Here is a 12,984-nt window from a genome sequence, read left to right as displayed (position 1 = left end):
ACCCGGTGACGGTGGGAGCGGCCGGACCGCTCCCACCGTCACCGCCTGATCTACAGGAAGCGCCAGCGCTGGTGCGCGGCCCCGGTGTCGTCGGCGAGGACCGCCTGCGCGCCCTGGGCGCCGGAGCCGCCGCTGAGCCCGAGCACCCGGCCCCCGTTCGCGCACTGGATCCGGAACCAGCCGCCTCCGCCGTGCCGCAGCCGCCACCTGTGGTCGGCGGTGCCGTTGTCGGCCCACTGGACGATCCGGGCGCCGGCCGCGCTCGAGCCGCCCTCGACGCCCAGCACCTTGCCGCTGTTGCTGTTGCGCAGCCGCAGGTAGCCGCCGGTGTCCACCAGGGCGGTCCAGAGGTGGTCGGCGGTGCCGGTGTCGCCCCACTGGATGACCAGCCCGCCGTCGGCGGTGGACATGTTCTGTACGCCGAGCACCAGACCGCTGCCGAGGTTCTGGATCCGCCGCGCTCCGTTGGGCAGGAACCGCCACTGGTTGTCCAGGCTGCCGTTGTCCGGGTCCTGCACGGCGAACGCGCCCTGGGCGGTCGAGCCGCCGGAGATGCCGAGCAGCTTGCCGGTGTGCACGTTGCGCAGCTTGTGGCTGCCGTCGCCGACGTCGACAACGGTCCAGAGGTGGTCGGCGGTGCCGTTGTCCGCCCACTGCAGGATCCGGGCGCCGTCGGCGGTGGACATGTTCTCCACCCCCAGCACCTTGCCGCTGTTGACGTTGCGCAGCCGCAGCGCCGACCCGTCGACGACGAGCTGCCAGTCGTGGTCGGCGGTGCCGGTGTCGCCCCACTGCAGCGCGAGCCCGCCGTCGGCGGTGGACATGTTCTGGATGCCGAGCACCAGGCCGCTCGCCGCGTTGGCGAGCCGGAAACTCGCCTCCCTGCCGCCACCGCCCGCGCCGACCCGCCAGTAGACCGTGTAGTTGTGCCCGTGGGCGTCGTAGAACGGGCCGAGGTTCACGGTGGCGCCGTCCGCCCGGGCGGTGAACGCGAGACTGCCGGTGCCGGTACGGGTCACCGAGCCGGGGTCCAGCGTCGGCAGGGCGCTCAGCGTGGTGTTGCCGTAGTTGCCGGAGAGCACCACCGGCCCGTACGTGACGGCCTGCACCGCGGCGTCGTCGTTGGCGGCGACAGTCGCCACCCGCATCGGCAGCCGGACCGTCACCGTGTCGCCGGAGGTCCAGGCACGGGTCAGGACGGCGTAGCTGCCCGGCGTGGTGGCGATACCCGCCGCGACGCCGTTGACGCTGACGCTCGCCCCGCTGGTCCACGCCGGGATCCGGATCCGCATCGTCCACGACCCGCTCACCGAGCCGGTGACGGTCAGCGTCGTGGTGTCGCCGACCGGGTACGAGGTGGCCTGGGTGACGGTGATGCCGCGCTGGCTCCAGGTCAGCACCGAGGGCATGAACAGGTTGACGGTCAGCGTGGTGCCGTTGTGGAAGTAGATCGCGTCCGCGAGCGTCGTGTTTGTCTCCAGCCCGGTGCCCTGGCAGCACCAGAAGGAGTTGTAGTCGGTGCTCCAGGTGCCGCCGCCCCACGCCGGGCCGACACCGCGCCGCCCGCCCGGGTTGAGCGGGGTGAAGTAGGTGACGTGGCCGTGCGCGTCGGCCGGGTTCTGCTGGCCGATCATGTGGTTGAGCAGCGCGCGTTCGTAGAAGTCGGCGTACGCGACCCGGTCCGGGTCGAGCTGCCACAGCTCCCGGGTCAGCTTGAGCATGTTGTACGTGTTGCACGCCTCGCAGGTGTCGTTGCGCAGGTAGCCGGCGATCGCGTTCGGGGCACGGAAGTGCTCGGCCTGGCTGTTGCCGCCGATGGCGTACGTGTGCGCGCCGACGGTGATGGCCCACGCGTTCGTGGCGATGTCGCGGTAGCGGGTGACGCCTGTCGCCTTGTACTCCCGGGCCGCGCCGATCCACTTGGGTACCTGGGTGTTGGCGTGCAGGCCGTTGAGCTGGTCGGAGTTCGCGGCGAGCGGGTTGAACACGGCGGCGTGGTCGAACCGCTGCGCGACGGTCAGCCACCGCGCGTCGCCGGTCTGCTGGTAGAGGTCGGTCAGCACCGCGTTCATGCCGCCGAACTCGGTGCCCAGCATGGCCTGCATCTGCGCCGAGGTGAGCCGGCCGGTGCGCTGGTCGACCCAGCCGGCCAGCGCCAGCAGCACGTCCCGGGCCTGGGTGCTGCCGATCAGCCGCCACACGTCCAGCAGCCCGGCCAGCGTCTTGTGGATGCAGTAGTAGGGGACGTTGCCGTTGCTAAGGGTCCGTGCCTCCAGCGCGGTGAAGTCGGACTCCGGGAAGCCGGACAGGTAGCCGGCGCTGAACCCGGCCGCGCCGTTGTTGGCCTGGCAGCGGGCCAGCTCGGCGACCATGGTGAGCGCCTTGTCCCGGCAGGTGGTGTCGTCGAGCACCGCCCACGCCTGCGCCCAGGCGGTCAGGAAGTGCCCCTGCATGTGGGTGCGGAACGGGAAGTTCGGCGCGTCCCAGCCGCCGTTGGCGGCGGCGCCGCCGGTGGACAGGCGGTGGTTGGCCCGGAAGTTGTAGAGCAGCCGGTTGACGTCGACGAAGCGCAGGTAGGCGACCGTACGGTTCTGGTTGTCCTGCCAGCGCCCGGCGGTCAGCCGGACCTGGCCCGGGTCGAAGGCGTACGCGGACACGCCGATGTCGGGGCGGGCCGGTGGCAGCGCGGCGTGCGCCGTACCGCCTGCGGTGACGGACCCGGCGGCGGCGCCGGCGGTGGCCGCGACGGCGGTGGCGCCGGTGGCGCGGAGCAGGAATCGGCGGTTCACCAGGGGAGCGGGCATGGACGGCCTCCGTGGCGGGACGGTGGTGGTGGGGGACGGCTACGCGGTGACCCGGAACGTGACGTCGGCGCGGAACGTGGCGGTGGACAGGGCGCCGACTGTGAACGCGCGTCGGGTCAGGGGCACGAGGGGCCCTCCTCTGCGGTGGAGATGACGGCTGCGTTAACGCTAACAATCTCCCCTAGCCTGGCGTTTGCATAGTCGTCTGTCAATCGAATGGTGGCGTTAACGCGTTCAGCTGCGAACCTCCCGGCGCACCGCGGTGGTCTCCGCGTACACGATCAGGATCAGCAGCGTGGCCAGCAACGCGGAGCCGGCCAGCAGCGGCAGCCCGTACGCCAGGACGCCCAGCGCCACGATCACCGCCAGCCCGGCCGGCCGGTACCAGGTCACCCGGCGGTGCACGGCCGCTGCGAGCCCGATCCAGCCGATCAGGAACAGCGCCGGGCCGCTGAGCGCCACCACGAGTGCGGCCGGATCGCGGGACAGCGGATCCCCGATCATCACCTGCGCGCCGACCGCCGTGGCCACCACCCCGGCCACCATCACCAGGTGCAGGTAACCGGCCAGCAGGCCGAGCCGGCTCCCGGACGGCCCGCGCGCCTCGATCGCCTCGCCGAGCCGCATCCCGCCCGGCACCAGGTAGAGCCGCCCCACGGTGACCGCGTTGACGAACGCCAGCGCGAACGCGACGGTGCGGTAACCGTCGAAACCGGCGTTGCTGAACACGATCCCGGCGGACAGGATCAGCTCGCCCAGCGCGATGATGTAGATCTGCTGGTAGCGCTCGGCCAGGTGCTCGCCGACCACCTGGAGGTCGCGCCAGCTCGACCGGCCCAGCCCCGGTGTCGGCCAGCGCAGTCGCGCCAGGACGAGATCCAGGACGATCGCCGTGGTCCAGAGCGCCACCTGCGCCGTCCCGGCGAGCGCGCCGGTCACCCACAGCACCCCTGACACAGCGAACCAGATCGCCACCCGCAGGCTGCGCAGCCGCAGCGGATGGCCGCGCAGCGCCGGCAGCAGGATCAACGGCCGGCCCAGGTGGATCGCCACGTACGCGCCGGCGAACACGAGCGCGTGTCCGGTGTACGCGGTGGGCGCCGCCGCCGCCATCAGCAGGCCGCCGAACATGACCCACAGCAGCAGCGTGACGATCGGCGGGGAACGCGGGTCGAACCAGTCCGTCGACCAGGCGGTCACGAACCACACCCACCAGATCGGCACCAGCAGCAGCGCGGCCCGGTACGCCCCGCCGAGGCTCAGATCCTCCTCCAGCACCAGGGACACCCGGTTCAACGCGAGGATGAAAGCCAGGTCGAAGAAGAGTTCCAGGAACGACGCCCGGCGGGAGGCCTCGCGGGGCCGCAGCAGGTGCCCACGCGGCTCACTCGCCATCCGGTCCCTTCCGTACGCGCCGTCGACGACACCAGTCGTACCAGCCGCGGGCGGGTCGCGCGGGCGAACGCCGCAGGGCGGGCCGACGGTCGTCCCGGCCCGCCCCGACGCGGATCAGCGGTTGCGGTAGTGGTTCATGGCCAGGGCCACGCCGGACGCCAGCGCCAGCACGCCGAAGGCCGAACCGGCCCACGGGTTGCCCAGGACGTTCGACAGCGTCACGTTCGCCACCACGCCGACGACGAGCACCAGCCAGAGCAGCGGGCGCATCCGGGTGACGGGCGTCGTCGCGGCGGTGGTCTCAGCACTACGGTCCAGGTCGTTCACGGCTGCCTCCTCGGGTGATGTCCTTGCACCTGAACGTTAGGCGCGGGGCCTGCCCGGAACGATCCCGCCAGCACGACAACCGGGGTACAGCAGGCTGTACTTTCCGCCCCCGGCACTGACGCACGGCGACGGCGGTGACCTATCGTTTCGGCCGGGGGTGGGCCGGGATGGAGTTCGTACGCGGGCGGTTCCGTGCCGCGGTGACCGCGCTGGAGCACCTCGTCGGCGGGCTGGGCACCGCCGTGCTGGCGCTCGGCGTGCTGCTCGGCACCGTTGTCGTGGCGGCGGCCTGCGTCGGCGGGGTCGGGCTGCTGCTCGTACCCGGGATTCTCCAGGCGGTGCGGTCCGTGGCCGACCGGGAACGCGCCCGGCTGTCCCGGTGGGGGACGCCGATCCCGGCGCCCGGCCCGGTGCCGGCCGGGCTGCGCCCGGCGCTGCGCGACCCGGTCCTGCGGCGGGAGCTGCGCTGGGTGGCCGTCCACGGGACGCTCGGCTTCGGTGCCGGGCTGCTCGCGCTGGTGCTTCCGCTGTACGCCGTGCAGGACATGACGTTCCCGCTCTGGTACCGGCTGGTGCCGCCGGAGGCCGGCGCGCCCGGCCTCGGCTGGTGGCACATCGACGGGCTCGGCGACGCGCTCGTGGTCGCCGTGCTCGGGATCGGCTGGCTGGTCCTCGCGGTCACGACCGGCCCGGCGCTCGCACGGATCCAGGCCCGGCCGGGCCGCCGGCTGCTGCCTCCACCCCCCGGCGTCGACCTGTCGCTGCGGGTCGCCGAACTGACCGCCACCCGGGCCGCGGCGCTCGACGCGCACGCGGTGGAACTGCGCCGCATCGAACGGTCGCTGCACGACGGCACCCAGAACCGGCTGGTCGCGGTGAACGTGCTGCTCGGCGCCGCCCGGCGGGCGGTACGCCGCGATCCGGACCGCGCCGACGAGATCCTGGAACGCGCGCAGGACGCGGCCGAGCAGGCGCTCGGCGAGCTGCGTACGGTGGTGCGCGGCATCCTCCCGCCGGTGCTCGGCGACCGGGGCCTGTCCGGGGCGCTCGCCGGGCTCGCCGCGGAGTGCGCGGTGCCGTGCCGCCTGGCCGTGGACGTCGACGGTCGCTGCGCGGCGGCGGTCGAGGCCACCGCGTACTTCGTGGTGGCCGAGGCGCTGACGAACGTGGTCCGGCACAGCGGCGCGAGCGCCGTGGAGGTCGCCGTGCGCCGGGAGGGGGACCGGCTGTTCGTGACCGTCACCGACGACGGTCGCGGGGACGCCGACGAGACGCGCGGCTCGGGGCTGACCGGCATCCGCCGCCGGGTCGAGGCGTACGACGGGCGGATGACGTTGACGAGTCCACCGGGAGGACCGACGAGGATGCACGTGGAGCTGCCATGCGGATCGTGATCGCCGAGGACGACGCGCTGCTGCGCGAAGGGCTGGCGCTGCTGCTGCGCGCCGAGGACCTGGACGTGGTCGCCACCGCCGGCACGCCGGGGGAGTTCCTGACCGCTGTGGACGAGCACCGGCCGGACGTGGCGATCGTCGACGTGCGGATGCCGCCCACCCACACCGACGAGGGCATCGTCGCCGCGGTCGAGGCGCGCCGCCGCCGGCCCGGCCTCGCGGTGCTGGTCCTGTCCGCGTACGTCGAGCAGGCGTTCGCCACCGAGCTGTTCTCGGTCGGCGCCTCCGGGCTCGGCTACCTGCTCAAGGAGCGGGTGGGCCGGGTCGAGGAGTTCCTCGCCGCGCTGCACCGCGTCGCGGACGGCGGCAGCGTGATCGACCCGGAGGTGGTCGGGCAGTTGCTCGCCCGCAACCGGCGGCCGGACACCGCGCTGGCCGAGCTGTCGCCGCGTGAGCACGAGGTGCTGGCGCTGATGGCCGAGGGGCTCGGCAACGGCGCGATCGCGGAACGGCTGTTCGTCACCGAGGGCGCGGTGCACAAGCACATCCGCAGCATCTTCGCGAAGCTGAGCCTGCCGCCGGACGACCGCGCGGACCGCCGGGTCACCGCCGTGCTGCGCTATCTCGACGGCCGGCGGTAAGCGTACGCACGTCCGCGCGCCGCCTCGCGGGAGGCGGCGCGCGTGCGGTGTCGAGGCGGATCAGCGGCGGGTGCCGCACAGGGCCGCGTCGACGGTGCTGGTGACCGCCTCCAGCATCTCCATGCTCGTCGGCAGCCCGGTCACCGCGACCACCGCGCTGCGCCCGTCGGTGGTGGACAGGTTGCGGGTCTGGAAGCCCTGGATGTCGCCGCCGTGTCCCCAGGCGTGGCCGCCGCAGGGCAGCTCGTGCCGGGCGATGCCCAGGCCGTACTCCCACACGCCGGTGGGCTCGAAGTCGGGCGCCGGCACCGTGCGCGTGAGCGCCGCCTGCTGGGCCGGCTTCAGCAGCTTGCCCGCCAGCAGCGCCTCGAAGAACGTGCGCAGGTCCGACGGGGTCGAGACGAGCTGACCGGCGGCCCAGCCCAGCGACGGGTCCATCCGGGTCACGTCGATCCACGGCGCGCCGGGCTCCACCGCGACGTATCCGCGCGGCAGCCGGCCCGGCAGGTCCTGCTCGCCGGTCTGCGGCCAGTACGTGTCACGCAGCCGCAGCGGCTCGATGATCCGCCGGGTGATCTCCTCACCGACGGGGCGCTTGGTGACCCGCTCGATGATCAGCCCGGCCAGCACGAAGTTGGTGTTGCTGTACTCCCACTTCTGACCCGGCGGGAAGCGCCGGTCCTGGGTGAGTGCCTCGTCCAGCAGCCGGCGCGGGTCGAAGTAGTCGCTGCGGCGGTCCACCAGATCCTGCGCCTCGCTGAACACGACCTCGTCGTAGTCGGGCAGGCCGCTGGTCTGCTGCAGCAGCTGGCGTACGGTGATCCGCCGCCCGTCGTTGCCGTTGGCGCGCACCATCCCGGGCAGGTAGCGCTCGACGGTGGCGTCGAGGTCGATGCGGCCCTCGCCGACGAGCTGGAGGACGACCACGGCGGTGAACGTCTTGGTGTTGCTGCCGACGCGCACCCGGGCGTCGCGGGGGATCGCGGCGCCGGTGCGCAGGTCACCCACGCCCGCGGTGTAGTCGCGCACCCGGCCGTCGCGGCGTACGGAGGCCAGCGCCCCGGGGAAGCCGTGCTCGGCGACCAGGCCGTCCAGTCGCTTCTGGACGGCGTCGGCGGCGGGACGCCGGGCGTCGGTGGTCGCGGCGGACGCGGCGGGCACACCCAGCGCGGTGACGGTGAGCAGGGCCGTGGCGCCGACGGCGACCGGGAAGGTACGGCGGTTCATGGGAACTCCTCGACGGAGGTGAACGGGTACGGCCTCAAGCCTCGCCAGAGCCGGCCCCGTGCTCCATCCCGCCTGCTGCCGGATCGCGGGTAGCGCTGGCACTACCCGAGCCGGTCGGAAAATGGCCGCAGAATAGATACAAGGCAATGTCATGACACCGAATGGCGATTCCCGGCGCCGTCCATACACGCATTGTGCGCGCATTGTGCGCGCCTCCCCGTAGCATCCCCGGAGCGATGATCTTCGTTGCCGTCCGGGTGCGCTCACCGGCCGTCGGTGGGGGAGGGGAAGCGATGACGAGTCGCGGCGCGGGCGGTGCGACGCCGTGACCCGGGTGCGGTTCTTCGCCCTGGGTCCGCTGCACGCCGAGGTCGGCAGTGAATGGCTCGACCTCGGGCCGATACGCCAGCAGGCGGTCTTCGCGCTGCTGCTGTTCAACGCCGGCCGGGTGGTCACCCCGGCGTCGATCCTCGAGGGCGTCTGGGGCGCAGACGCCCCGCCGACCGGCAGGAAGCTGATCCCGCCCTACATCTACCGGCTGCGGCGCACGCTCCAGGCCGCGTCCGCCGGCCACGACGGGCCCACCATCGACACCCTGCGCATCGGCTACCGGCTGCGTCTCGGCTCCGCCCGGATCGACGTCACCGACTTCGACGAGGCGGTGGAACGGGCCACCGCGGCGGAGAACGGCGGTGACCTCGCCGGTGCCGCCGCGCACCTGGCCGCGGCGGAGAAGATCTGGGCCGGTGAGCCGCTGGCGGGCCTGCCCGGCCCGTACGTCGAGAGCCGCCGTCACCACCTGCGCGAGCGCCGCGTCGTGTGTCTGGAACACCGGATGGACCTGCAACTGCGGCTGGGCAACTTCCACGAGGCGATCCCCGCCCTGCTGGCCCTGCGTACCGAGCATCCGCTGCGGGAACGGCCGGCGATCCTGCTGATGACCGCCCTGTACCGCACCGGCCGGCAGGACGAGGCGATCGAGGTCTTCGGCTCCTTCCGCAGCCGGCTCGACGCCGAACTGGGCGTCGAACCGACCCCCGCGCTGAGCGAGGCGTACACGTCGATGTTGCGGGGCGACCTCGGCGTCTGCGCGTCTCCCGGCACGAGCCGTCCACGCCCGGGCGGCGACCACCACGGACCGCGCGACCACACCGCGCAGTGAGGCGGAGCAGATGCACGACGACTCCGACCCGGTGCAGCCGGGCGACGCCGCCTGGTTCCTGGCGTACTCCCTGCCGGAGCGCCTGACCGGCCGGCGTCCCCGGGGCCCGGTCGACACCGAGGTCGGCCGGATCCGGCTGAAGATGTGGCGGGACGAGCCCGTGCACGCCCGGCGGCCCGACCGGGCCGCGAGTCACCTGGCCGAGCACGGTCTGGACGAGGCCGGCCTGATCCGGATGCTCGGCGAGGCGCCGGAGACCGTCCGCGACCGGTTCGACCGGGAACCCGAGTACGCGCGGCGACTGGTCGACGCGTGGCGGCGCAGACCGCCCACCGGCGCCGGACCCGACGACCCGACCGGGTTCGCGGTGGTCGTGGCCCCACTGGTCGAGGACGCGCGGGAGCAGCTCCGGAGCCGGGTGGACGCGCTGGTGGCGGACCACCCCCGACTGAGCGCCGAGGCGTTGACCACGCACCTGGGACACGGCCCGTTCGACACGCTCAACGGGATGCTGGCCCGGGTCATGGCACTGGAGCTCAACGTGCTCCGGATCCGCGGTGACCTGGCCGGCGCCACGCCGCACGAGCGCTTCCACCACTTCCTGCACCGGCTGCGGCAACCGGCGCACGCCCTGCGCCTGCTGCGGGAGTACCCGGTGCTGGCCCGTGACCTGGTGCGGGTCGTCGACGACTGGGCCGATGCCCGGACGGAGTTCGCCGAGCGCCTCGTCGCCGACCACGCCGCGCTCGCCGCGTGCCACGGCGGCCCGGACGCCCTCGGCGACCTGGCGCAGGTGAGCTTCGGCGCGGGCGACAGCCATCGCGGTGGGCGCTCCGTGGCCGTCGTACGGTTCACCTCCGGCGCCCGGGTGATGTACAAGCCCCGCAACCTCCGGGTCGACCAGCACTTCCAGCGCCTGCTGTCCTGGCTCGACGACAGAGGCGCGCAGCCACCGCTGCGGACGTTCTGGGTCCTCGACCGCGGGACGTACGGCTGGACCGAGTTCGTCGAGAGCGGGCCGTGCGCCGACCGGGACGCGCTGCGTCGGTTCCACCGGCGGCAGGGCGCGCTGCTGGCTCTGCTCCAGACGCTCGGCGCGACCGACTTCCACCTGGAGAACGTGATCGCTTCCGGCGAGCACCCGATGCTCATCGACCTGGAGGCGATGCTGCACAACTGGCAGTGGGAACGGCCGGCCGAGCCGGACGACCGGGCGGGCTACCTCCAGGCGGTGGGCATCGACCTGATGAGCCGGTCGGCGGTCACCGTCGGACTGCTGCCCGCCCCGGTGCTGTGGACCGAGGGCAGCCAGGTCAACCGGTTCGACATGAGCGGGATGGCCGGCGCGGGCGGCCAGCTCACCGCCCGGCCGGTGATGGTCTGGAACGGCCTCGGCACCGACGAGATGCACCTGGACCGGCAGCGGGTGACGTTGCCCGGCTCGGCGAACCTGCCCACGCTCGCCGACGACGAGGCCGACGTGACCGAGTTCGCCCCGGAGATCGTGGACGGCTACCGCCGGCTCTACCGGATCCTGCTCGAGCACCGCGACGACCTGCTGGCCGCGGACGGGCCGCTGGCGGCGTTCGCCCGCGACGAGGTGCGCGTCGTGCCACGGGCCACCGAGTCGTACGTCCGGATGCTCGCCGAGGCCCGGCACCCCGACCTGCTGCGTGACGCGCTGGACCGGGACCGCTGGTTCGAGAACCTCTGGGCCGGCCACGACGGGCGCGAGCAGCGGGAGCGGCTGATCGCCGCGGAGCTGGCGCAGATGCGTGCCGGTGACGTCCCGATCTTCGTGACCACGCCGTCGTCGCCCGATCTCGTCGGCGGTGACGGCACCGTGCTGCCGGCGGCGCTGCGGCGCACCGGGCTCGACGCCGTGCGGGACCGCCTCGCGGACATGTCGGAGGACCACCTGGCCCAGCAGAGCTGGATCATCGAGGCCTCCGTCACCGCGCTGATCATGGGTGACCCGTCGACCTGGCGCCCACCCACCCCGCCGCGCCGCCCCGCCGCCGCGGGCCCGGTCCCGCCCGAGCGGCTCGTCGACGCCGCACGCCTGGTCGGGAACCGGCTGCTGGCCACCGCGCTCACCGACGGCGACCGGATCTGCTGGCTCGGTCTGGGGCTGGTCGCGGACAAGGTGTGGATGCTCGGCCCGAGCGCCATGGATCTCTACAACGGCATCAGCGGCATCGCCCTGTTCCTCGGCCGGCTGGCCCGGGTCACCGGCGACCCGGCCTACCGGCAGGCCGCCGACCTCGCTGCCACGATGATGCTCCGCGAGGGGCGGGCCTGGCTCGCCGAACCGGCCGACGCCACGCTGGGCGTCGGCGGCTTCGACCACCTGGGCGGCGCGGTGTACGCCCTGAGCCACCTCGCCGCCGTGCTGGACCGCGACGACCTGCTCGACACCGCCACCGGCCTCGCCGCCGCGATGGCCGCCCACACCGCCGACAGCCGCGAGTACGACATCATCAGCGGCACGGCCGGTGGACTGCTCGCCCTGCTCTCCCTGCACCGGATGACCGGCGACCCCGACCTGCTCGCCGGTGCCGGCGCGATGGCCGCGCACCTGACCGCCGGCGCGCGACCGGTGGCGGGCGGCGTCGGCTGGCACGGGGCGCTCTACGTCGACCGTCCGCTGGCCGGTTTCTCCCACGGCGCCTCGGGCATCGCCACCGCGCTGGCGCGCTGGGACCGGCACCGGGGCACCGACGAGCACCGCGCGACGGTGGACGCGGCACTGCGGTACGAACGGACGCTCTACGACGAGACCACCGGCAACTGGCGGGACCTGCGTCCGGACGCGCCGCCCGGCCGGGGCATGGTCGCCTGGTGCCACGGCGCGGCCGGGGTCGCGACGGCTCGTGCCGAACTGCTCGGTCACGCCACCGACGACGACCTCGTACGCGACGACCTGCGGCTCGCCTCGGCCGCGTTGCGCGACCCGCACAACCTGCTGCACAACCACTCGATCTGCCACGGCGACCTGGGCAACGCCGAGGCCGCGTGGGTCGTGGCGGCGGCCGTCGGCGACGACGCCCTGGCCCGGCACGCGGCCACCCTCACCGCCGCGGCCGTGGCCGACGTCGAGGCGGGCGCCTGGCGGTGCGGCGTACCGCGCGGCGTCGAGACCCCCGGGCTGATGTGCGGGCTGGCCGGCATCGGCTACGCGTTCCTGCGCCTGGCGGACCCGGCCGGGGTGCCGTCGGTGCTGTCGCTGGAGCCGCCGCACGACCATCGCGGTGCCATCGATCTGCCATAGCACAGCCCTACGGTTCCGCCTGTGGAGGCCAACCCGTACACCCTGCACGACGACCTCGATCGGAGACCCACATGGACTACATCAGGGCATGGAAGGACCCGGTCTACCGGGCGTCGCTCAGCGACGAGGAGCGGGCGGCGCTGCCGGCGAACCCGGCCGGTTTCGTCGAGCTGAGCGACCACGAGCTCGACACCGCACCCGGTGGCACGTGGACCCCGACCCCCACCATCACCGCGGTCACCGGTGTCGCCGGATGTTTCAGCATCAACGGCACCGTCTGCAACGGCACCTGCGCGGTGTTCACCGTCGGCTGCTGCGGCTGACCCGAGGCACCGACCCGGACGGACGCGTCTCCTCCCTCCACGACACGTTCCGCCGCCGGCACACCCCGAACCCCCGAGGAGAACTTCGATGGACATCGTACGAGCCTGGAAGGACCCCGAGTACCGGGCGAGCCTCTCCGCCGACCAGCTCGCGGCGCTGCCCGAGCACCCCTGCGGCGTGGCCGAGCTCGGCGACGACGTGCTCGCGCACATCGCCGGCGCCCGCACCGAGTACCTGCTGACGCTCGGCTGCTGCGGCGGCTTCACCGCCCGGGAGACGCCCTGTGGCTCCTGCGGCGCCACCTGCGGCGGCACCACGTGCGGTACCTGCCAGACGCAGTCGACCTGCGGGCTGTGCACCGCCTGATCCGCTCCCCACACCGACGGCGCCCGGGCATTCGGGACGTGTCCGGGCGCCGTCGGACCCGCGAGACCTGACG

Annotated in this window: 10 protein-coding genes; 6 read left to right on the top strand and 4 right to left on the bottom strand. The window is 73.5% G+C overall.

Annotation, left to right across the window (positions count from 1 at the left end; translation table 11 throughout):
* Positions 1-50: 50 nt before the first annotated feature.
* The 3 genes from O7607_RS29800 to O7607_RS29790 form a co-directional block, all read right to left on the bottom strand.
* A complete protein-coding gene (locus O7607_RS29800) occupies positions 51-2,804 on the bottom strand; it encodes a beta-L-arabinofuranosidase domain-containing protein (RefSeq protein ID WP_269706778.1) in 2,754 nt (917 codons plus the stop codon).
* Positions 2,805-3,038: 234 nt separating this feature from the next.
* Positions 3,039-4,199, bottom strand: coding sequence for a low temperature requirement protein A (locus O7607_RS29795; RefSeq protein ID WP_269706777.1), 1,161 nt, complete (start codon positions 4,197-4,199; stop codon positions 3,039-3,041).
* Between the two features lie 114 nt (positions 4,200-4,313).
* Positions 4,314-4,526: a hypothetical protein gene (locus O7607_RS29790; protein ID WP_269706776.1), complete on the bottom strand. Its 213-nt coding sequence runs from the start codon at positions 4,524-4,526 to the stop codon at positions 4,314-4,316.
* A 167-nt stretch (positions 4,527-4,693) separates the two neighbouring features.
* Here O7607_RS29790 and O7607_RS29785 point away from each other — a divergent pair, with 167 nt between their 5' ends.
* On the top strand, positions 4,694-5,920 hold the full coding sequence (locus O7607_RS29785; RefSeq protein ID WP_269706775.1) for a sensor histidine kinase: 1,227 nt from the start codon (positions 4,694-4,696) through the stop codon (positions 5,918-5,920).
* Positions 5,908-6,561 (top strand): response regulator transcription factor, encoded by a 654-nt coding sequence (locus O7607_RS29780; protein WP_269706774.1) that lies wholly within the window; start codon positions 5,908-5,910, stop codon positions 6,559-6,561. Before O7607_RS29785 ends, O7607_RS29780 begins: the two co-directional genes overlap by 13 nt.
* Before the next feature lie 60 nt (positions 6,562-6,621).
* On the opposite strand, the gene O7607_RS29775 is transcribed toward O7607_RS29780, so the two are convergent.
* Positions 6,622-7,788 carry a serine hydrolase domain-containing protein gene (locus O7607_RS29775; RefSeq protein WP_269706773.1) on the bottom strand — a complete coding sequence of 389 codons (1,167 nt, stop codon included), beginning with the start codon at positions 7,786-7,788 and terminating at the stop codon, positions 6,622-6,624.
* Between the two features lie 325 nt (positions 7,789-8,113).
* On the opposite strand from O7607_RS29775, the gene O7607_RS29770 reads away from it, so the two are divergent.
* From O7607_RS29770 to O7607_RS29755, 4 genes are all read left to right on the top strand, one after another.
* Positions 8,114-8,950 (top strand): AfsR/SARP family transcriptional regulator, encoded by an 837-nt coding sequence (locus tag O7607_RS29770; RefSeq protein WP_269706772.1) that lies wholly within the window; start codon positions 8,114-8,116, stop codon positions 8,948-8,950.
* A 10-nt stretch (positions 8,951-8,960) separates the two neighbouring features.
* On the top strand, positions 8,961-12,221 hold the full coding sequence (locus O7607_RS29765) for a type 2 lanthipeptide synthetase LanM family protein (protein ID WP_269706771.1): 3,261 nt from the start codon (positions 8,961-8,963) through the stop codon (positions 12,219-12,221).
* A 71-nt stretch (positions 12,222-12,292) separates the two neighbouring features.
* Positions 12,293-12,544 carry a mersacidin/lichenicidin family type 2 lantibiotic gene (locus O7607_RS29760; protein WP_269706770.1) on the top strand — a complete coding sequence of 84 codons (252 nt, stop codon included), beginning with the start codon at positions 12,293-12,295 and terminating at the stop codon, positions 12,542-12,544.
* A gap of 88 nt (positions 12,545-12,632) precedes the next feature.
* Positions 12,633-12,911, top strand: coding sequence for a mersacidin/lichenicidin family type 2 lantibiotic (locus O7607_RS29755; protein ID WP_269706769.1), 279 nt, complete (start codon positions 12,633-12,635; stop codon positions 12,909-12,911).
* Positions 12,912-12,984 lie beyond the last annotated feature (73 nt).

Source organism: Micromonospora sp. WMMA1949, from assembly GCF_027460145.1.
In the GTDB taxonomy this organism is placed as follows: Bacteria; Actinomycetota; Actinomycetes; order Mycobacteriales; family Micromonosporaceae; genus Micromonospora.
Note: the sequence above shows the minus strand (reverse complement) of the source record. Positions and strands in the feature narration are given on the sequence as shown.

What these genes read in the sequence shown, in the direction of transcription:
- O7607_RS29760 (WP_269706770.1), top strand. Translation starts at nt 12,293, where the DNA reads ATGGACTACATCAGGGCATGGAAGGACCCGGTCTACCGGGCGTCGCTC.
- O7607_RS29800 (WP_269706778.1), bottom strand. Translation starts at nt 2,804, where the DNA reads ATGCCCGCTCCCCTGGTGAACCGCCGATTCCTGCTCCGCGCCACCGGC.
- O7607_RS29785 (WP_269706775.1), top strand. Translation starts at nt 4,694, where the DNA reads ATGGAGTTCGTACGCGGGCGGTTCCGTGCCGCGGTGACCGCGCTGGAG.
- O7607_RS29780 (WP_269706774.1), top strand. Translation starts at nt 5,908, where the DNA reads ATGCGGATCGTGATCGCCGAGGACGACGCGCTGCTGCGCGAAGGGCTG.
- O7607_RS29765 (WP_269706771.1), top strand. Translation starts at nt 8,961, where the DNA reads ATGCACGACGACTCCGACCCGGTGCAGCCGGGCGACGCCGCCTGGTTC.
- O7607_RS29795 (WP_269706777.1), bottom strand. Translation starts at nt 4,199, where the DNA reads ATGGCGAGTGAGCCGCGTGGGCACCTGCTGCGGCCCCGCGAGGCCTCC.
- O7607_RS29775 (WP_269706773.1), bottom strand. Translation starts at nt 7,788, where the DNA reads ATGAACCGCCGTACCTTCCCGGTCGCCGTCGGCGCCACGGCCCTGCTC.
- O7607_RS29755 (WP_269706769.1), top strand. Translation starts at nt 12,633, where the DNA reads ATGGACATCGTACGAGCCTGGAAGGACCCCGAGTACCGGGCGAGCCTC.